Source organism: Streptomyces sp. NPDC046335 (assembly GCF_055587985.1).
In genome coordinates, this window is the sequence record NZ_JBVJFF010000005.1 from 117,940 (window position 1) to 136,001 (window position 18,062).

Genomic DNA, 18,062 nt, shown 5'->3' on the forward strand with positions numbered 1-18,062 from the left:
CCGGGAGCTCACCCCCGGGGCGTCGCCGTATCCGGTTAGGTAACGGTTCGATAACGTCTATGTGCAATGGTTGCTGCAATCGTTGCTGTAACCGCTACTGTAGGCATTCCTGACGGGCCCTCACCCCGACAGGAACGCCGGCCCTCACCCGGCACCCACACACAGACACAGGAGCGACACTGTGAACGTCTACACCGCACTCCGCATGGCCGACGATCTGTCCTCGCGCATGCTCGACGCGCTGCACTTCTGGGCCAAGACGAACCCCCAGGGCAGCACCGCCCGCACGAACAACGGCCGAGGCGGAGGCACGCACGGCGCCCTCGTTCGCCGCGGCCTGGTCGGCCTCGGAGTCGACGCCCGCGGTCGCGCCGGCTACTTCCTGACCCCGAAGGCGTGGGCGTTCCTGCGAGCGCAGTACGGCACCGTTCGCCCGGCCGACGCCGACCGGCTCGACCTCGACGCCGCCCTCGCCGAGGCGTACCCCGCCGAGCAGGTCGAGCAGACCGCGCCCGCCCCGCGCTCCGGTGGCGTCGTGATCCCGGGCGCCCTCGCCGACTACATCACCGCCGAGCCCCCGCTCGACCTCGACACCCGCGCCGCCCTCGACGACGCGCACCGAGGCCGCGGCCGGACCCTGGTCATCCACCCGAAGACGATCGCCGTTCTGCACGTCATCAGCCGCAACGCCGAGTACCTGCTCGCCAGCGCGTACACCACCGAGCCGCAGAAGCGCGCCGCGCGTCAGTGGCTCGCCGCCGCCGGCCGCGCCCCGCAGGTCATCACCACCCGCTATGCCTCGACCCGCGAGGCGTACGACGCCGCCATGAGCAGCGACACCGTTCGGAACGGCGACGTCCTAGTCGTCGAGGCCGAGGCCGCCGTCGCATTCCTGTGGAAGTCGCACCCCGTCGCCATCACCACCGCGCACGGCGAGTTCCACCGCGCCGAGGGCGACCCCCGCGAGGCCGACGCCAACACCGGCCCGGCCGTCCGCATGGCGATGGACGTTGCCCACCTGATCGGCGCCCCCCTCGCCCGCGCCGAGGACCAGGCCGACGCCGAGCAAGCCCTCGCCGAGGCCGCCGCCGCCGACGCGCCCGAGGCGACCCCGGCCGTCGACCTCGAAGACCTCGCCGTCACCGTCGCGTGCCCGACGTGCCACGTCGCCGCGGGTGCCCGTTGCATCACCCGCGCCGGCAAGCCCGCCCGCGAGCCGCACGGCCGCCGTTTCGAGGCATTGGAGCAGGCCGCCGGGATCACGGAGCACCGCGCCGCCGCTCGCCGCGAGGCGGAGGCCCGCGGCGGATGGGTGGCCGCCTTCGACCGCAAGGCCGAGGCCGCCCTGTTGACGGCCTACGCCGCCCGCATCAACGCCCGCGCCCTGGTCGACGACGACCAGGCCGTAGCCGCGGACGCCCCCGAAGCCGAGCCGACCGCCGAGGAGCAGGCCGCCGGCCTGTCCGTCCGCCGCTACATTGCCCGCGAGTTCCCGGCCGTCGCCGACCTGCTCGGTATCGACAGCGCCGCCAACGACGCGGAGGCCGAGCAGTTCGCCTGCGTCGCCCGCGCCGTCGACGCCGTCGAGCACGCCGAGCAGGTCGAGGCCCGCGTCGACACCGTCGAGGCCGCCGAAGCGCTGTACGGCGCCCAGATGGTCACCGAGGCCGAGGCCACCGAGGGCACGTGGCGGGGCGCATGGATCGGCGAGCACCAGGCCGCCGACGTTCTGTTCATCGTCGACCAGGCCGAGGAACAGGGCGCCCTGTTCGGCCGCGCCCAGTAGCCACCCGACCGGCCCGCCCTCGCCCGAGGGCGGGCCCCGCCCCTATCCGAGGAGCCTGCGAGATGAGTAACGAGCAACCGCCCAACGGCGACGAGCAGGACGTCGAGCCCGCCGCCGCGGAGTACACCCGCGCCGACGCGTCGACGTTCCCCAAGACGCCGACCGGGCAAGAGGCCGCCGTCGAGAGCATGACCGCCGCCCATGGCTACACGCTCCGCCGGCGTGGCACGTTCGAGCGGATGGCCGACGACCTGAACCACCGAGGAGTGCCAACGAACACCGCAGCCGGCGCCCTGTTCACGCAAATGGTGAAGCTGTTCAACGAGTTTGAGCGCGAACAGGCCGCCGAGCGCGCCCGCGAGGGCGACACGAACCCGTACGACCTCGACCCGTTCGCGGACGTTCACGACCTCGCCGAGCAGTACGACCAGGCCAGCGCCAACACCAGCGAGCCGGCCGACCTCGAACGGTTCCTCGACAACCTCGCGGAAGACCTCGACCTCTCCGACGTCAAGGCACTGCGCACGGCCGCCGCCGCCGTCGCCGAGGCCATGGGCCGCATTGCCCTCGCTGCCCGAAAGGACGGCATGAGCCCCGACCGGATCGCCAACGAGACCGGATACACCACGAGCCGCATTGCTCAGTTCCTCCGCGAGGAGCGCGAGCGCCGCGCCGACGGCGACCACTAGGCACGCACACGCAAGCGGGCCCGCCCGGTCCCTCACAGACCGTATGGGCGGGCCCTGACCACCAAGGAGCGACCCAAGATGGCTACCCCTCAGCGTACCCAGCGCCGAGCCCAACCGATCGCCGGCACCCGGCCGACCATCCGACTCGACGAGCAGTTCGCCCGAGACCTCGCCGTTCTCATGCAGACCGGCGACGATCTGACGGCCGCCATGCGGACGGCCGTCGGCATCGTTGCCGACATGTACCGGACCGCGTGGCACCACCAATCGGTACCCGTCGGCACAGCGCCGACGTTGCAGGCGTACAAGTTCGTCGAGGTGCCGCCCGTGCCCGGTCCGTCGACGCTGCCCACCGTCACGCATGACGGCCCCGCGTGGGCGCCCAGCAGCAGGCAGACCAGCAGTGATGACGCCCGTCGGCAGCAGCAGCCGCACCGGCTACCGCGACGTCAGCAGACCGGCCGGACGCCCGTCCGTCCGTAGCCGACGCACCCGCAGCAGCACGCCGCCCCGCCTCGCCCGTTCGTCGGCAGGTGGGGCGCAGCTACGCCCGGCCGTCGGCAGCGCGCCCAGCCCGCGTCAGCAGCCGCGCTGGCAGGTCTCCTTGAGTTTCCCCACCTCTCTGCTCGGACGTCCTGTAGACCTGCTCTCCTTGTTCCTCACCCTGGCCCGCTGGATGGTGCGGCATCATGGCTTGGCGCCCTGGGCCAGCGGGATGCCGGACCAGGGCGCCAAGCGTGGACGCCCGTTGGGCTACACGTATTCGAGCAACCAACTGACCGGGGCGCTGTCGACCATGTCGGTGGCTGTCTTCTTCACGCGCCCGATACTGACCTTCTGGGTACCCGGAGGCAGCTTCTGTCCGATGCGGCCGTCTGCCGCGTTGAGGTCCCAGTTCTTAATGGCACTCCAGATCTTGCCGTCGTGGAGGGCCACCCTGATGCGCACGTCCGCCCAGTCGGATCCGAGTGTGAGGAAACCGTCGGGCCAGATGCTGTTGTTGCCCTGGTTCGGGTTCGGGATGGCCAGGAGGATCCCGTACTTGTGGTGGATGAGTCCGCCGGCCTCGTTGATCAGGAAGCCATGGGGGATCTCGCCGGTCTGGAAGTGGGACACGTGCAACTCCTCTTCTGCCCAGCATTCAGCACCACTCGTAGAGCGACGCCAGGTACCGGAGCCTCAGCAGTGCGTCTGTGTCGATCAGCTGTCACTCAATGGTCGAGTCGGCAATGCCGCCCTAGATGGATTTTGCATATTTCAGCCGACCAAATGACGCAAAAGAGGCCCTTGGTGGGAAGGTGGTCGGAACGCAAACGGGCGTGCGATTCGGGCATCTGCTGACTGCGTGAGGAAGGCGAGCGGCCCTGGGGAAATTCGCAGATCCTCATCAGCGCCGACCGGACGCGGGCCCGCTCACGTGCAGGCGAGCCGAACCAGCTTGCGCCGTTATCAATTCGTGACCTAGAGTTGGGGCCGTCCCCGGCGTGCCCGGAAACAACCACACGCCAACGCCCCGCAGGCCATCCGCCGCGGGGCGTTTCTCATGCCCCCGACCGGAAGGCCCGCGCAATGGACCCGCCGAGATCGAGCACCGGTTCGCGTTCCACCCAGCCACCACCGACGAGAAGCGTGACGCGCATGGCAGTATCCGGCAGGCGTGTCGACGCCTCGCCGACCACATCAACGAGTCGTGCCCGGACGGCCGCGAGACGTCCCTCGCCATCACCGCCACCGAAGAGGCAATGTTCTGGGCAAACGCCGCCCTTACCCGCGCCCAGGAGTAGCACCAGGAGGTGACCGCCGATGGCACGCCCCATCACGGACGCCGACCGCCGCAAGGTGCGCGAGCTGCACGCCGCGGGCAGGTCCCGCAACCAGATCGCCCGCACGCTGAAACGCTCCCCTTCGACCGTTTCCAAGATCGCCGGATCGTTCGACCCGCCCCTGTCGTTCGACCGCGCCGAGCAGGTCGAGACCGCGACCCGCACCCGGACGGCCGACCTCGCCGCCCGCCGCGCCGCCCTCGCCCTCGACCTACAGGGCGACGCCGAACGCCTACGGGCGCAGCTCTGGACACCCACCATGCACGGCGAGTTCGCCGGCAAAGAGGGCGACTGGCAGAGCGTCGACCTTCCGCAGCCGCGGTTTCCCGACCAGCGCGCCATCGTCGCCGCCGTACAGACCGCCGTCGGCACCTCGCTACGCCTCGCACCGGCCGAGGGAGGCGAGAACGCCGAGCAGGTGCGCAGCATGTTGGGCGCCCTCGGCGAGGCACTGACACAGGCCGCCAACGACGACCAGGCCCACGACGACGGGGGCGACGCCGGGGGGTGAGCCATTGTGCTCGACCTCGACCGTCTGCCCCTGTCTCGTAAGCAGCTCCGCAGCATCGGAGAAGCGACCGCCCGTATCAACCTGTGGCACGGCAGTGTGCGCAGCGGGAAGACGATCGCGTCGCTACTGGCGTTCGTGATCGCCGTCGCCACCGCCGGACCGTCCGGCCTGATCATCGTGTGCGGGCGCAGTCTCCAGACGATCGAGAGGAACATTCTCGAACCCCTGCAAGACCCCGCGTTGTTCGGGCCCCTTGCCCGGCACGTCGTGCACACCAGGGGCGCCACGACGGCGACGATCCTCGGCCGCACCGTCCACCTAATCGGCGCCGCGGACGCCCGCGCCGAGGGCCGATTGCGTGGCCTCACCGCGCAACTCGCCTACGTCGACGAGGCAACGCTCCTGCCCGAGGGGTTTTGGGTCCAGCTTCTGGCGCGTCTGTCCGTGCCCGGCGCGCGCCTGTACGCGACGACGAACCCCGACTCGCCCCGTCACTGGCTTAAGACCGGCTATCTCGACCGCGCAGGCGACCTGAACCTGCGCGCCTGGCACTTCCGCCTCGCCGACAACCCGTCACTGTCACCCGAGTACGTCGCCGACCTCGCCGCCGAGTACGTCGGCCTGTGGCGCCGCCGCATGATCGACGGCGCGTGGGTGGTCGCCGAGGGCGCCATCTACGACATGTGGGACGAGTCCCGCCACGTGGTGACCGCGCTCCCCGAGATGCGGCAGTACTGGTGTGGCGTCGACTATGGCACCACCAACCCGTTTGCCGCGGTCCTGCTCGGCGAGGGCACGGACGGTCGCCTGTACGTGTGCGCCGAGTGGCGCCACGACTCGCGCACCGCGCACCGCAGCATGACCGACGCGCAGTACAGCGCCGGCGTCCGCGCATGGCTCGACCGCCTCGGCATCACCCCTGAGTGGACGTTCATCGACCCGAGCGCCGCCAGCTTCTCCACGCAGATGTGGCAGGACGGCCACCCCGGTCTCGCCCGTGCAACCAACGACGTCGTTGACGGCATTCGGTCCGTATCGAGTCTGCTTGCTGCCGACCGCCTGCTCGTGCACGCCTCATGCGAGGGCCTGCTCGCCGAACTCCCCGGCTACAGCTGGGACCCTAAAGCCACCGAGCGCGGCGACGACGCCCCGATCAAGGTCGACGACCACTCAGCCGACGCCCTGCGCTACGCCGTCCACTCCTCTTTGCACGAGTGGCGCCACCTGCTCAGGGGCGGAGTCAGTCCGGAGGTTGCAGCATGACCTCCCGGGCCCGAACGATGAAGGTCGTTTGGGCGTCCATGAACGACTCGAACGCGAGATCAATCTCTCCCTGTTCCTGAGTCCTGCTTAGGAACACGTGCGCCACACGTATAGCCGTGCCCAACAGAGCCGATGCCGGGTCGGTGATCTCCGCGGGACCGCAAAGCTGAATGCGAGCCAGCAAGGACTCACCACGCGTTCGGATTGTTTGTAGCCGCGAGTCCAGGTCCGCGTACTGCTCAGGCGCCGCTTCTGCTGGCGGCTCAGAAGGTACGTGGTCTATGGGCTCAAGCAGCTCCATAAACGACAAGTACGCCTCTCGACGCTCAATTCTGAGTTGCCGTGCATGCTCTATCCGTCCCTGATCTGGGGCCTGCCGCCGAGTGCCAACGTAGGTCAGCCAGGAGGCCCCCACGGTCCCGATAACCCCGATGCTCGCCCCGCAGAGCGCCGCAACTGCTTGGTCCATCGTCTGATCTTCCACCACCGACTCTCACGAAGACCTGCCAATCAAATAGGCAGAAGGAGGTGATTGCCGATGCCGCTTCCTGAGAACGGTTCGGCGTGGCCGCCCCCGCAGTGGGCCCCGTACTACGCCGAGATGCGCGTCGACGACGCGTGGTACTCCGGTGACACGCGCCGCCTCGCCCGCATCCGCGGCGAGCACGACGAGGCGCCGGCCCGTCGCGGCCCGTGGAACCGGCGCCGCGCTCAGCCCGCCCGGCCACGTGGCCGCCTGCACGTGCCGTTGCCGTCCGACATCGCCGCCGTGAGCGCGCACCTGCTGTTCGGTGACATGCCGTCGGTGAACGTCGAGGACAAGGCCACACAGGCACGTCTCGAAACCCTGGTCGACGAAGGCGCCATACAGCAGATCCTGTACGGAGGCGCCGAGCAGGCCGCAGGCCTGTCCGGGGTGTATCTCCGCGCCACGTGGGACCGCGAGCTGATCGACCGGCCGATCCTGTCCGTCGTGCAGCCCGACAACATCGCCCCCGAATTCCGGTGGGGAATGCTGCGGGCCGCCACCTTGTGGCGTGACCTTTCCGGCTCGACTCAGTCCACCGTGTTCCGGCACGTCGAGCGGCACGAGCCCGGCCGCATCCTGCACGGCCTCTACGAGGGCACCCCCGACAACCTCGGCCGCGCCGTGCCCCTGTCCGAGCACCCCGAGACCGCCGATCTTGCGGGCAGTCTCGGAGAGGACGGCGTCACCGTCGCCACCGGCATCACCGATCTCACCATCGTCTACGTGCCGAACATCGGGCCCAATCGGCTGCACCGGTCGAGCCCGATGGGGCGTAGTGACTTCCAGGGCATCCGGGACGTGTTCGAGGCCATCGATGACGTGTGGACGTCATGGATGCGCGATATTCGCCTCGCCCGCGCACGCCTGATTGTTCCCGACGGATACCTACGGGACTACGGTCCCGGACAGGGCGCGGGATTCGACGACGACCGCGAGGTCTGGCATTCGCTGAAGATGCCGCCCAACGAGGGCAGCGCCATCACGTTGAGTCAGTTCGAGATCCGGGTCGAGGAGCACCAGAGGAGCACCGAGGCCCTGACACGGCAGGCCGCCCAGTCGGCCGGATACAGCGCCCAGTCATTCGGCCTCGACGCCCACGGCGCCCCGATCACCGCGACGGAGGTAGACAGCCGCGACGCCCTGTCCATGGTCACCCGGCGCAAGAAAGCCGGATACTGGCGTCAGCCCCTCGCGCACATCCTGCACGTTCTGTTGCAGCTAGACGCCGTGCACTTCGGCCGGCCGATCAAGCCGGAACGTCCCCGCGTCGAGTTCGGCGATGGTGTCGCCGAGAGCGAGCAGAGCACGGCGACGACCCTCGACCTGCTCAGCCGCGCGGGGGCCGTGTCCACGGCGACCAAGGTTCGGTGGCTGCACCCCGAGTGGGAAGACGACGAAGTCGCCGCCGAGGCCGCCGCAATCCTGCGCGAGACCGGCGCCGCGGATGTGCCCGACCCAGGGGGCACGTACCCCCTCGCCGCGTAACCGATGAGGGGTGTCCTATGCCGATTCATCCGGGCATGGTCGAGGATCTGGCCGCGACGACACGCGACACCTACGCGAGCGCCGAGGAACGGTTGCTCCGCATCATCGCGCGTCAGCTCGCCCAGGGCCTCGACGCGCCCGGATGGGTCGAGGCCAAGCTCGCCGCCGTGCAGCAGCTCAGCCGAGCCGCACAGGCCGTTGTCGACGAGTTGGGGCGCGCGACTCAGCTCGAAGTGTTCGACGCGGTCGCCGAGGCGTACAACGTGGGGCACCGCTCGGCCGTCGCCGAGCTGGGCGCCCTGTCCGACGACGCCCGCCGCCTGGTCGAGGACCGCACGCCCAACGCGCAGGCCGTCGACCGCCTCGCACAGGAAGCCGTCGACGTCGTCACCGCGACACACCGCGGCATTCTGCGGGCCGTCGTCGACGGCTTCCGTGCCATCGTGGCGTCCGTGGCCGCAACGCCCCTGCTCGGCACCGGCACCCGCCGCCAGGCCGTGCAAGACGCCTTGCGTGCGTTCGCCGACCGCGGGATACGGGCGTTCGTCGACAAGGCCGGCCGCCGCTGGTCGCTCCCCTCATACGCGGAGATGTCCGTACGGACGGCGACCGCGCGGGCCGCGACCGAGGCGCACATGCGCACCCTCGCCGAGCACGGCGTCGACCTGGTCATCGTCTCCAACGCTCCGCGCGAGTGCCCGCTGTGCCGCCCGTGGGAGCGCCGGATTCTGACCATCGGCGGGCCCGCGGGCCCGCGCACGGTCGAGATCGAGCACGCCCTCGACGACGGCCGCATGGTGCCCGTCCGCATCGCCGGATCGCTCGACGAAGCGCGCGCCCTCGGGTTGCAGCACCCGAACTGCCGCCACTCCGTGAGCGCTTACACCCCGGGACTGACAACGGTCGAGGACGCCGAGCCGGACCCCACCGGGTACGAGGCCGGACAGCGACAGCGTGCCATCGAGCGGAACATCCGCAAGTGGAAGCGCCGCGAAGCCGTCGCCACCACCCCGGCGGAGAAGCGCGCCGCCCGCGCCAAGGTCCGCGTGTGGCAGGGCGCCATGCGCGCCCACCTCGCCGCCCACCCCGACTTGCGCCGACTTCGGCACCGCGAGCAGGAAGGCGCGGGGAACCTCCCCGCGACGCCGCGCCCGCCGGCGCCGGATCAGGTCGAGCGGACCCGTGTGTGGTCGGGTGACGAGGCGACCGTGCGGGAGATGAGCGACGACCAGCTCGCCGCCGCGCTCCGTACACCGCTGGACGACCGCGCACGGCGCCGGATCGAGGCCGAGGCCGACCGCCGCGACCTCGCCGCCCTGCTCGACCGCGCCGCCCCCGGCGGGCGCCTGGTCGAGGATCTGCTCACCCTGTCCGACGACGACCTCGCCCGCTTGTTCGCCCACGTCGACCAGGACGACCAGTTGCGCATCATGGCCGAGACGGACCGCCGCGACCGCGCCGGACAGTACCCCGACGTGCGCCCCGATCTGGTCGGTCTGTCCGACGGCCAGCTCGCCGCCCGCTACCGCGACGCCGGCAGCGGCCCCGAGGGCGCCGCGATAGCCGCCGAGGCCGCCCGCCGTGACCTGCTCGGCAGGCTGTACCCCGGCGGCAGCCTGCTCACCGATCTGACGGGCGTGGGCGACGACGACCTCGCATGGGCGATGCAGTACGCCGACACCGCCGAACTACTGCGGATCGCTGCGGAGATGGACCACCGCGACGCCGTCGAGCTGCCCCCGCCCGCCGACACCGGCAACGCCGCCGACGACCTGCTCGCCGACCGCGACGCCCTCGCCGAGGCCATGGGCGAGAACGTGCCCGGACCCGCCGCATGGGGCGCCCTCGCCGCCGACCAGACCCTCGACGACCACGTCGACGACGACGCGTTCTGGGCCGATCTCGGCGATGCCGCCGCCGCACTGCACCGCGGCGACGACGAGGACCAGGACGAGCGGCACCTCATCACCCGCCGCGAGGCCCGCGCCCTGTACGACGAGTACGTATACCGGCAGTACCTACAGGCCGAGGCAGACTGCCGCGGCTACCTGCTCACCAAGAAGGCCCAGGCCGCCGGACACGCACCGGTAACCCTGTTCAGCGGGCCCGCACGCATCGCGCACGCCCGCGCGAGTGACGAGCTGAAAGAGTGGTGGGCCGAACACGGCAGGCTCACGCAAGCCGAGTTCGTCGAGCAGGTGACCGGCAAGCCGCAGCGGTGGGCCGAAGGCGCCCGCCATCAAGAGGCGGACCACCAGAACAAGAGGTGACCATGGGCACGCGCGAGGACATCGTGAAGGCCGTCGAGGCAGGCCGCGAGGCAGGCCGCAAGGGCGATGAGCCGACCACGTGCCCGTACCCGAGCACGTCGACGCTGCGGACCGCGTGGATACGCGGATACGCCGAGCAGCGCCCCGCCACGCGACCGGTCGCCGACGACGTCGACGGTGACCAAGACGTCAGGGGGGCTGGGGACGCCTTCCGGTGAGAATCCTTAAGGCCGGGCCCTTCACCGCATTCGGTACTTTGCATGTTTTTTCTTGCCTGTGCAGGTGAGAAACAGCGCGGCAAAGGGGCGTTTGGTGGTGCGCAGCTTCCGTGCTGATGCTTCATGCCGAGGTTTGCGACGCAGTTCGTGACACGTTCGCATGACGCACTTCAAACCCCCTGCCCAACTACTCAGCGCTCCTGCTTGCATACGAAACGTAAGGAGCCGATCCGACCGCGGATCGGCTCCAGAGCAAAGGAGCTCCCTGTGCGCTTTCGTTCCGCCTGCCTCAGCCTCGCCGTAACGCTGGCTGCGACCGTCCTCAGCGTAGGTACCGCCGACGCTGCGCCGCTGAGCGGCACCAAGATCCGCAGTTGGCAAATGGGCCATGTCCTCGGAGTCACCGGTAACTCGACGGTCGGCGGTGCTGCGATCCAGTACCAAGACGACAGTGACGCCCTGTCCCAAAAGTGGGCCGTCGAGCCGGTAAGCAACACGACCTTCATGCTGCGCAACCTCCACAGCGACATGTGCGTCACTGCCGTGAGCGGCGGCGACGCGGAAGCCATCCAGCAGCGTCCATGCGATTCCCGATGGGACGAGCAGATTTTCAGCTTGCAGGACTCCAGCAAGCCCAATCGGCCCCTGCTGAAGAACCAAGCACACAACAAGTGCATGCAGACGTACGGCGGAAACACCAGCAGTTTCGCCCGACTCGCCGCCTGTGGACCTACTAACGGCTGGCAGACGCACTCGTTCGACGTCCGCTGACATCTGGACAACCAGCACCACCCCGAAGGGGGCCCGCCAGGAGCGGGCCCCCTTCTCGTTTGCCCGCTTCCGGCCGAGCGCCAGGCGCGCACGGCCCTGGACACCGTCCCAGGAGGACCCCGTGTCGACCCCAATCCCGACCCCGGCCACCACGCCCGCGGCACCGACCGGCACCCCGCCGGCCCCGGCAACGACCGCGCCGAACACCACCTCGACCCCGCAGGCGCCCGCCGCGCCGCAGCCCCCGGCCGCGCCGCAGGGTGAGCCGCAGGACGTTGCGTCGCTCCCCGACTGGGCCCAGAAGCTCATCAAGGACACCCGCGCCGAAGCCGCCGACTACCGCACCCGCGCCCAGCAGACGGCCCCGCAGACACCGGCCGCGCCGCCCGTTGAGGCCGGCGAAGGCGATGTCACCCGTCTGCCGAAGTGGGCACAGCAGGCCCTCGCCGACAGCACCGCCGCCGCCCGGCGGGCCGCCGTTCAGGCCGCCGTCATCCAGGCCGCGCCGACCGCGGGCGCCGACGTCGCCCGCTTGCTCGACTCCGCCTCGTTCGCGGCCGCCGTGGCGCAGATAGACCCGAGCGACACGACCGCAGTCGCTCAGGCGATCACGAACGCCGTGACGGCGCAGCCCTACCTCGCCGCGGTCCCGCAGACCGCCGCCAAGTCGGGCGCCGATTTCAGCGACCCCGGCCCCGGGGCGATCACGCCCGAGCAGTTCGCCGCCCTGTCCTACGCCGAGCGCGCCGACCTCTACCAGTCCGACCCCGAGACCTACCGGCGTCTCGCCGGTAGCTGATCCGCCCCGGCCGCATGCCGGGCCCCATGACGCCCGGCCGCCGCGCCGGAAAAGGAGAGACCCCACATGGCTAAGACCACGTCCGCACAGATGATCGTCCCCGAGGTGTGGGGCGATATGGCGCAGGGCCAATTCCTCGGCAAGGTCCGCGTAGCCGGATCGGCCGCGGTCACCGAGGACAACACCCTTGAGGGTGCGCCGGGCCAGGAGATCGAGTTCCCCAAGTGGGGGAGTCTCGGCGAGTTGGACGAGCTGACCGAGGCAACGCCGATGACGCCGGTTGCCATGTCGACCAGCTCGGCCAAGGCCGTCATCAAGGAGGCCGGTAAGGCCGTCGAGATCACCGACAAGGCCAAGCTCGTGAGCCTCGGCGACCCCGAGGCCGAGGCGCGCCGGCAGTTCGGCGTACTGGCCGCGCGCAAGGTCGACGCCGACCTGATCACCCAGGCGCAGGCCGACGAGACGGCCCTCGGCGGGGGCAACCCGCTGAAGTTCACCACCGCCGCGGGCGCCACCAAGTTCACGTGGCTGGGCGCCATGGTCCCGGGCATCGCCCAGTTCGGCGACGAGTGGGAGCCGGAGGACTTCGCGGGCCTGTTCCTGAACAGCGCGCAGTACGCCGACGCGCTCGCCGACCCGCAGTTCGTCGACGCGTCCAAGCTGGGCAACGGCCCTTCCGCGGCCGTCGCGGGCAGCATCGGCCGTATCGGTGGCGTGCCCGTGTTCCTGACGAACCGCGTCAACGCGGGAACGTTTCTGATCATGAAGCGGGGCGCGCTCGGCCTGCTCTACAAGCGGCGTCCCCTGGTCGAGGACGACCGCGACATCCTCGCCCGCTCCACCGTCGTCACCACGACCCTTCACTACGCCGTCAAGCGCCTGAGTGACCGCGGCGTGTGCGTCGGCACTCTCGCCGCCGCCCCCTGATCAGGAAGAAACGTTTCCCCATGATGCTGCGCCGCCACCACAAGACCGAGCCGGACCCCGAGCCGGACGGCACCAGCACAGAGCCGGCCAACGCCGACGACGCCCCGCAGGCAGACAAGCCCGCGGGGCGTATCTCTGCCCGCAGCAAGGCCAAGAAGGAGTAGCTCCGTGCCCCGTGTCTACGCCACCTCCGAGCAGCTCACGGCGTGGACCGGGAAACCGGCCCCGGCCGACGCCGAGCGGCTGCTCGCCCGCGCGTCCGAGGACATCGACGACGCGCTGATCAGAGCCGTCTATCTCACCGACGACGCGGGCATGCCCACCGACCCGGATATCGCCGCCGCGCTGCGGGATGCCGTCTGCGCTCAGGTCGAGTACCAGCTCGCCACGGGCGATGACGGCACCGGAGCGGCCGGCCGTTGGGACTCCGTGAGCATCGGGCCCGTGGCTCTGTCCGGCCGCAAGGACGGCCCACAGGCACCCGGCGACGTCGACCTCGCACCACGTGCGCACCGCGCCCTCACGCGGGCCGGACTGCTTCCGGGGGTGATCTGGTGAGCCGCGTCCCCGGATGGCTGCTCCGCCACGAGGTGAGCGTCGAGCCCTATCTCGGCACCTCCGCCTACGGGCCCCGCTACGGGCCCGCAGCCACCGCGCCCGCCCTGGTGTCCGCGACCGTCAAGCGCGTGCGCGACCGCACGGGCGCCGAGACCGTATCCACGGCGCAGATCATCGCCGCCCCCGATCTCCACTGCCCGGCGGGGTCGCGCATCACCCTTCCCGACGGCCGCAGGACGACCGCGCTCACGGTCTCCCCCCACACCGCGCCGGGCCTTCCCGTGCCTGCCTGTACGGAGGTGATGTGTGAATGACCCAGCGCATCCGCCTGCGGTGGAACGGCGACGCCATCCTCGCCGCCGAGCGCCAGGGCGCCACCCGCGGACTGCGGCTCGCCGCCGAGCACGTGCTCGAAGTCTCGCGCCGCCGCGTCCCGATCGAAGAGGCGACCCTCGAACGCTCCGGGACCGCCACGGTCGACGAGAGCGCCCTCACCGCCGCCGTGTCCTACGACACCCCGTACGCGGTCCGGCAGCACGAAGAGATGACCTACCGCCACGACGCGGGCCGCACGGCCAAGTACCTCGAAGGGCCGTTGAACGAGGAGGCCGGCACCGTCGCCGAGATCATCGCCGCGCAGGTTCGGCGGTCGCTCCGGTGACGTTCCTCCCCGACCTGGTCGACGGCCTCGCCCGCCTGCTCGCCGCGCAGGGCGTCGGCACGTACCGGCCCGACGGCGTATACGCCGCGGGTGAGACCGCGATCACCGACACGGTCATGCCTGACGGGCCCGACCGGGCGGTCGCGCTCACCGCGTACCCGGTAACCGAGTCGGCCGCGCTCACCGACACCGTGCTCGCCGTGCAGGTTCGCACCCGCGCCGGGCCCGACCCGCGCGAGGTCGCCGCCCTCGACGACGCGGTATTCGCCGCCCTGCACGCGTCCGGGCCGCACACCTTCGGCGCCGCCCGGATCTCCCTTATCTGGCGTTTCTCGGCTGGCTCGCTCGGCGCCGACGCCAACGGCCGCCAGGAGCGGACCAGCAACTACCGCGTGCGCGCCAACCGCCCACACTCCCGCCTCGAATAGGAGGACCCCGCCCCCATGAGCACGCCCATACCCCCGGCGGAGACCGAGACCGCCCTCGCGCGCCGGTACCGCCTCGAACTGAACACCGCCACCGACACCACCCCCGCATGGAGCCTGGTCCCTGGGGTGCAGGAGTTCGCCCCCAAGGTCGAACCGACCCAGCAGAAGTCGACGACCTACGACGACGAGGGGTGGGCAGACAGCACCGTGACGGAACTTGCCTGGTCGATCGAGGCCAAGCTTGCGCACCGCTGCCACCCCACGACGGGCGTTTTCAACGCCGCACAGGAGCGGCTGCGGTTGGCCTCCGAGAACTTCGGTTCGGCCTCCCGCGTCCACATCCGCTACTACGACCGCGAGGGCCGCCCCGAGGCATACGAGGGGTTCGCCCTGGTCACGTGGGAGCCGGAGGGGGGCGCGGCCGATGACCTCGACACCGTCAAGGTGACCTTGACTGGTAAGGGCCCCCGAAAGCCGATAGCCAATCCGACCCCCCCGGCATCGGGTAGCGGCACGCTCGCCCTCGCCGCCACCACGACTCAGAAGGAGGCCGCGTAATGGCGTTCGAGGCTGTCGACGACCTGCTCGACGAAACGTTGGTGCTCCCTATCGGCGGGCGCCTCTACACCATCCCGCCGCCGTCCGCCGAACTCGGTCTGCGCGTACAGAACATCGTGCAGGCCGCTGCCGTTGCGGCGCAGGGCGGCGACGTCAATACCGAAATCCTCAGCGACGCAGCCGAGGGCGACCTCTTCCGCGACGTTCTCGGCCCCGCCCACGACGACATGCTCGCCCATGCCGTGTCGTGGCCGGCGCTCAAGCACGCCGCACGGACGGCGATTGTGTGGATTGCGCAGGACAAGGCCACCGCAGAGCACGTGTGGACGTCGGGGGGAGACCCTTCTCGCCTGGCCCCGCAGAACCGGCAGCAGCGCCGATCGGGCGGGGCGAATACGACGAAGAATCAGGGCTCCACGAGTGGTACGAGTGGCCGCCCGGCACCGGCCCGCGCACGGCGCAAGCGTCGCTGACCTGGCCCCAACTCCTGTCCCAGTGGCCTCTGATTGAGGCCGATCTCCACGAGGTGTACGGCGTCGATGTCGGCGACCGCCAGCTCATGCGCACCCGCTCGTGGCGGTGGCTGCGCGTAAGGATCTTCGGCCTTCTGTCGGCCGAGTCGCGTCTGTCCCGCCACTTTGCACCACCTGACACACCCCCGCGGTAATCCGCTGCTGTAGCGGCCCGCGCACCACCACCTAGCACGACGGGAGGTGGGGCGCGGTGGCGCTGACCGTCGGCGAACTCACCGGCTATATCGATCTCGACGATTCCGGCGCACAGCAGGGCCTCGCCCGCACCCGCGCGGGAATGGATGAACTGGTCCGCGGGACCGATGGCCGCTTGCGGGATTTGCGCGGCCGCTTCATCGCCCAGTCCGCGGAAATGGGCGGCGCGCTCGGCGATAACGTCCGCACGGGGGCCGTCCGCGCGGCCAAGGGCCTGGCCCTGGTCGCCTACGCGGTTCCCGCGGTGGCCGCGGGAACGGCCGCGCTCGGCGGTCTGGCCGCGGGCGCGGTCGCCGCCGGTCTGGCAGTCAAAGCTTTCTCCGCTGCGGTCGGCCCGCAGATGGAGGCCGTAAGCGAGGTCGCCGCCCTCGCCGAGGAGGCAGAGAAAGCAGCGGCCGACGGCGCCGCGGATGCGGCCGAGAAGCAGGCCGCGTACACCGACGCCCTCGCCGAGCTTCCGCCGGCGACGCGGGATGCGGCCACCGCATTCATCGGCCTGAAGTCCGACTATCAGGCGTGGTCGGACTCTCTATCGACCACGACGATGCCCGTTGTCACCAAGGGCATTGGGGTTCTTCGGGACCTGCTTCCCAGCCTGACGCCTTTCGTCAAGGCCGCCGCGGGCGCGTTTTCGGGGTTCTTCGACGACGTCTCAGCGGGCATCAAGTCGGCTGAGTTCAAGGAGTGGGCGAGCGAGACGGCCACCGCCGCCGGGCCCGCACTGCGCGACATTCTCGACGTCGTCAAGAACTTCGCCGTTGGCTTCGCAGGCCTGCTCCAGGCTTTTCTGCCCGCCTCGGCGGGGGTGACTGGCGGTCTGGTGTCCATGTCGGCCGCGTTCGCCGACTGGGGCACGTCGCTGGACGACTCCGCAGGCTTCGCGTCTTTCCTCGATCTGGCCGCGCAGGGCGCAAGCACGCTCGCCGGTCTCGGTGGCGCGGCCGTCGAGCTGCTGGTCGCCCTGTCCCCGCTGCTCGGTGCCTCGGCGCAACTGGCGATCTACCTTGCGCAGATCATCAGCGCCGTGCCGACGCCGGTACTGACCGTGCTCGCCGTGGTCGTCGGCTCGGTCACCGTGGCCATGAAGGCGTGGGCCCTGGCGCAAACGGTCGTGGCCGCGCGCAACCGTATCTGGACGGCGACTCAGTGGCAGCTCAACGCCTCGATGTTCGCCTCCCCCGTGTTCTGGATCGTCGCCGCGATCGTCGCCCTGGTGGCGATCGTGGTGCTGATCGCCACCAAAACGGACTGGTTCCAGCAAGCGTGGTCGGCTGCGTGGGGCTTCATCAAGTCGACCACCGACACCGTGGTCGCAGGCATCGGTACGGCCCTGAACTGGTTCGCTGGTCTGCCTGATCGTCTCGGCGGCTGGTTCACCAGTGCCAAGGATGCCGCGGTTCTCAAGCTTCTTGAACTGCTCCTATGGCTCACCGGTCTGCCCAGCCGTGCCGTGTCCGCGCTTGCCGGACTACCGGGCAGCCTGGGCCGCTCGGCGACCGCCGGATTTCAGGCGTTCCGCACGGCCGCGGGCCGCAAGGCCGCCGACTTCATTGCGTGGGTGCGGGGCATGCCGCGGCGTATCGCGAGCGGCATCGGTTCTCTCGGCTCCCTGCTCACCGGCAAGGGCCGCGACGTTGTGACCGGTCTGTGGCGCGGCATCAAGTCCATGGGCGGGTGGCTACGCGACACGCTGATCGGCTGGGCCAAGAGCATCATCCCCGGGCCCGTGGCTAAGGCCCTCGGCATCAACTCCCCCTCGCGCGTCATGGCCGACCAGGTCGGGCGCTGGATTCCCGCGGGCATCGTCGCCGGTATCGAGTCGGGACAGGGCGCGGTCGACCGGACCATGCGCAATCTGGTCACCACCCCCACCCCCAGAGAGGCCACGGCCTCCGCGATGGCCTCCCGCACAGGCGCGGGCACGGGCGGCGCGGTCGACGCCGGCGGGCGCCTGGTCCTCGACGTGACCGGCGCCGACGCCGAGTGGAAGCGCCTCATCCGCCGCATGGTCCGCGTCGACGGGCGCGGCGACGTACAAACCGCTTTCGGTACCTGACA

The 18,062-nt window shown here is 70.4% G+C and carries 22 protein-coding genes; 20 read left to right on the plus strand and 2 right to left on the minus strand.

The window, feature by feature from the left end:
- Positions 1-181: 181 nt before the first annotated feature.
- The 3 genes from ACZ6JY_RS12930 (at position 182) to ACZ6JY_RS12940 (ending at position 2,958) form a co-directional block, all read left to right on the plus strand.
- Entirely contained in the window at positions 182-1,786 is a 1,605-nt protein-coding gene (locus ACZ6JY_RS12930) for a zinc finger domain-containing protein (RefSeq protein WP_469195247.1), read from the plus strand.
- Positions 1,787-1,848: 62 nt separating this feature from the next.
- Positions 1,849-2,475 (plus strand): hypothetical protein, encoded by a 627-nt coding sequence (locus ACZ6JY_RS12935; protein WP_469195249.1) that lies wholly within the window; start codon positions 1,849-1,851, stop codon positions 2,473-2,475.
- Between the two features lie 78 nt (positions 2,476-2,553).
- Positions 2,554-2,958: a hypothetical protein gene (locus ACZ6JY_RS12940; RefSeq protein WP_469195251.1), complete on the plus strand. Its 405-nt coding sequence runs from the start codon at positions 2,554-2,556 to the stop codon at positions 2,956-2,958.
- Between the two features lie 270 nt (positions 2,959-3,228).
- Here the strand turns inward: ACZ6JY_RS12940 and ACZ6JY_RS12945 are convergent, their stop codons facing one another.
- On the minus strand, positions 3,229-3,591 hold the full coding sequence (locus ACZ6JY_RS12945; protein ID WP_469195253.1) for a hypothetical protein: 363 nt from the start codon (positions 3,589-3,591) through the stop codon (positions 3,229-3,231).
- Between the two features lie 368 nt (positions 3,592-3,959).
- On the opposite strand from ACZ6JY_RS12945, the gene ACZ6JY_RS12950 reads away from it, so the two are divergent.
- From ACZ6JY_RS12950 to ACZ6JY_RS12960, 3 genes are read left to right on the plus strand one after another with little or no spacing between them, the layout of a single operon-like run.
- The gene (locus tag ACZ6JY_RS12950; RefSeq protein WP_469195255.1) at positions 3,960-4,259 is read left to right on the plus strand and encodes an Acb2/Tad1 domain-containing protein; all 300 of its coding nucleotides are present in this window, start codon (positions 3,960-3,962) and stop codon (positions 4,257-4,259) included.
- A 19-nt stretch (positions 4,260-4,278) separates the two neighbouring features.
- Positions 4,279-4,809 (plus strand): helix-turn-helix domain-containing protein, encoded by a 531-nt coding sequence (locus ACZ6JY_RS12955; protein ID WP_469195257.1) that lies wholly within the window; start codon positions 4,279-4,281, stop codon positions 4,807-4,809.
- 6 nt (positions 4,810-4,815) lie between these two features.
- Positions 4,816-6,072, plus strand: coding sequence for a PBSX family phage terminase large subunit (locus tag ACZ6JY_RS12960; RefSeq protein ID WP_469195259.1), 1,257 nt, complete (start codon positions 4,816-4,818; stop codon positions 6,070-6,072).
- On the opposite strand, the gene ACZ6JY_RS12965 is transcribed toward ACZ6JY_RS12960, so the two are convergent.
- The gene (locus tag ACZ6JY_RS12965; protein ID WP_469195261.1) at positions 6,050-6,541 is read right to left on the minus strand and encodes a hypothetical protein; all 492 of its coding nucleotides are present in this window, start codon (positions 6,539-6,541) and stop codon (positions 6,050-6,052) included. The genes ACZ6JY_RS12960 and ACZ6JY_RS12965 overlap by 23 nt on opposite strands.
- A gap of 69 nt (positions 6,542-6,610) precedes the next feature.
- Between ACZ6JY_RS12965 and ACZ6JY_RS12970 the strand changes: the two genes are divergently transcribed.
- The 14 genes from ACZ6JY_RS12970 (at position 6,611) to ACZ6JY_RS13035 (ending at position 18,060) form a co-directional block, all read left to right on the plus strand.
- On the plus strand, positions 6,611-8,086 hold the full coding sequence (locus ACZ6JY_RS12970; protein ID WP_469195263.1) for a phage portal protein: 1,476 nt from the start codon (positions 6,611-6,613) through the stop codon (positions 8,084-8,086).
- A gap of 17 nt (positions 8,087-8,103) precedes the next feature.
- Positions 8,104-10,356, plus strand: coding sequence for a phage minor capsid protein (locus ACZ6JY_RS12975; RefSeq protein ID WP_469195265.1), 2,253 nt, complete (start codon positions 8,104-8,106; stop codon positions 10,354-10,356).
- 2 nt (positions 10,357-10,358) lie between these two features.
- Positions 10,359-10,574, plus strand: coding sequence for an Rmf/CrpP fold protein (locus ACZ6JY_RS12980; protein ID WP_469195267.1), 216 nt, complete (start codon positions 10,359-10,361; stop codon positions 10,572-10,574).
- A 267-nt stretch (positions 10,575-10,841) separates the two neighbouring features.
- Positions 10,842-11,345 (plus strand): RICIN domain-containing protein, encoded by a 504-nt coding sequence (locus ACZ6JY_RS12985; RefSeq protein WP_469195269.1) that lies wholly within the window; start codon positions 10,842-10,844, stop codon positions 11,343-11,345.
- Positions 11,346-11,466: 121 nt separating this feature from the next.
- Entirely contained in the window at positions 11,467-12,144 is a 678-nt protein-coding gene (locus tag ACZ6JY_RS12990; protein WP_469195271.1) for a hypothetical protein, read from the plus strand.
- 66 nt (positions 12,145-12,210) lie between these two features.
- Positions 12,211-13,071 (plus strand): phage major capsid protein, encoded by an 861-nt coding sequence (locus ACZ6JY_RS12995; protein ID WP_469195273.1) that lies wholly within the window; start codon positions 12,211-12,213, stop codon positions 13,069-13,071.
- A 20-nt stretch (positions 13,072-13,091) separates the two neighbouring features.
- Entirely contained in the window at positions 13,092-13,235 is a 144-nt protein-coding gene (locus ACZ6JY_RS13000) for a hypothetical protein (protein WP_469195275.1), read from the plus strand.
- A gap of 4 nt (positions 13,236-13,239) precedes the next feature.
- A complete protein-coding gene (locus ACZ6JY_RS13005) occupies positions 13,240-13,629 on the plus strand; it encodes a head-tail connector protein (RefSeq protein WP_469195277.1) in 390 nt (129 codons plus the stop codon).
- Complete coding sequence (locus ACZ6JY_RS13010) at positions 13,626-13,943, plus strand: hypothetical protein (RefSeq protein WP_469195279.1); 318 nt, start codon at positions 13,626-13,628, stop codon at positions 13,941-13,943. Before ACZ6JY_RS13005 ends, ACZ6JY_RS13010 begins: the two co-directional genes overlap by 4 nt.
- Complete coding sequence (locus tag ACZ6JY_RS13015; RefSeq protein WP_469195281.1) at positions 13,940-14,290, plus strand: hypothetical protein; 351 nt, start codon at positions 13,940-13,942, stop codon at positions 14,288-14,290. Before ACZ6JY_RS13010 ends, ACZ6JY_RS13015 begins: the two co-directional genes overlap by 4 nt.
- On the plus strand, positions 14,287-14,718 hold the full coding sequence (locus tag ACZ6JY_RS13020) for a minor capsid protein (protein WP_469195283.1): 432 nt from the start codon (positions 14,287-14,289) through the stop codon (positions 14,716-14,718). Before ACZ6JY_RS13015 ends, ACZ6JY_RS13020 begins: the two co-directional genes overlap by 4 nt.
- Positions 14,719-14,733: 15 nt before the next feature.
- Complete coding sequence (locus ACZ6JY_RS13025; RefSeq protein ID WP_469195285.1) at positions 14,734-15,276, plus strand: phage tail tube protein; 543 nt, start codon at positions 14,734-14,736, stop codon at positions 15,274-15,276.
- Entirely contained in the window at positions 15,276-15,749 is a 474-nt protein-coding gene (locus ACZ6JY_RS13030) for a DUF7426 family protein (protein WP_469195287.1), read from the plus strand. The genes ACZ6JY_RS13025 and ACZ6JY_RS13030 overlap by 1 nt, the downstream gene beginning before the upstream one ends.
- Before the next feature lie 250 nt (positions 15,750-15,999).
- The gene (locus ACZ6JY_RS13035) at positions 16,000-18,060 is read left to right on the plus strand and encodes a phage tail protein (protein ID WP_469195289.1); all 2,061 of its coding nucleotides are present in this window, start codon (positions 16,000-16,002) and stop codon (positions 18,058-18,060) included.
- Positions 18,061-18,062: the final 2 nt, after the last annotated feature.

Excerpts from the sequence above, each read along its gene's own strand:
- ACZ6JY_RS12935 (WP_469195249.1), top strand. The coding sequence starts at position 1,849 with ATGAGTAACGAGCAACCGCCCAACGGCGACGAGCAGGACGTCGAGCCC.
- ACZ6JY_RS12940 (WP_469195251.1), top strand. The coding sequence starts at position 2,554 with ATGGCTACCCCTCAGCGTACCCAGCGCCGAGCCCAACCGATCGCCGGC.
- ACZ6JY_RS12955 (WP_469195257.1), top strand. The coding sequence starts at position 4,279 with ATGGCACGCCCCATCACGGACGCCGACCGCCGCAAGGTGCGCGAGCTG.
- ACZ6JY_RS12965 (WP_469195261.1), bottom strand. The coding sequence starts at position 6,541 with ATGGACCAAGCAGTTGCGGCGCTCTGCGGGGCGAGCATCGGGGTTATC.
- ACZ6JY_RS12970 (WP_469195263.1), top strand. The coding sequence starts at position 6,611 with ATGCCGCTTCCTGAGAACGGTTCGGCGTGGCCGCCCCCGCAGTGGGCC.
- ACZ6JY_RS12975 (WP_469195265.1), top strand. The coding sequence starts at position 8,104 with ATGCCGATTCATCCGGGCATGGTCGAGGATCTGGCCGCGACGACACGC.
- ACZ6JY_RS12980 (WP_469195267.1), top strand. The coding sequence starts at position 10,359 with ATGGGCACGCGCGAGGACATCGTGAAGGCCGTCGAGGCAGGCCGCGAG.
- ACZ6JY_RS12995 (WP_469195273.1), top strand. The coding sequence starts at position 12,211 with ATGGCTAAGACCACGTCCGCACAGATGATCGTCCCCGAGGTGTGGGGC.
- ACZ6JY_RS13000 (WP_469195275.1), top strand. The coding sequence starts at position 13,092 with ATGATGCTGCGCCGCCACCACAAGACCGAGCCGGACCCCGAGCCGGAC.
- ACZ6JY_RS13015 (WP_469195281.1), top strand. The coding sequence starts at position 13,940 with ATGACCCAGCGCATCCGCCTGCGGTGGAACGGCGACGCCATCCTCGCC.
- ACZ6JY_RS13025 (WP_469195285.1), top strand. The coding sequence starts at position 14,734 with ATGAGCACGCCCATACCCCCGGCGGAGACCGAGACCGCCCTCGCGCGC.
- ACZ6JY_RS13030 (WP_469195287.1), top strand. The coding sequence starts at position 15,276 with ATGGCGTTCGAGGCTGTCGACGACCTGCTCGACGAAACGTTGGTGCTC.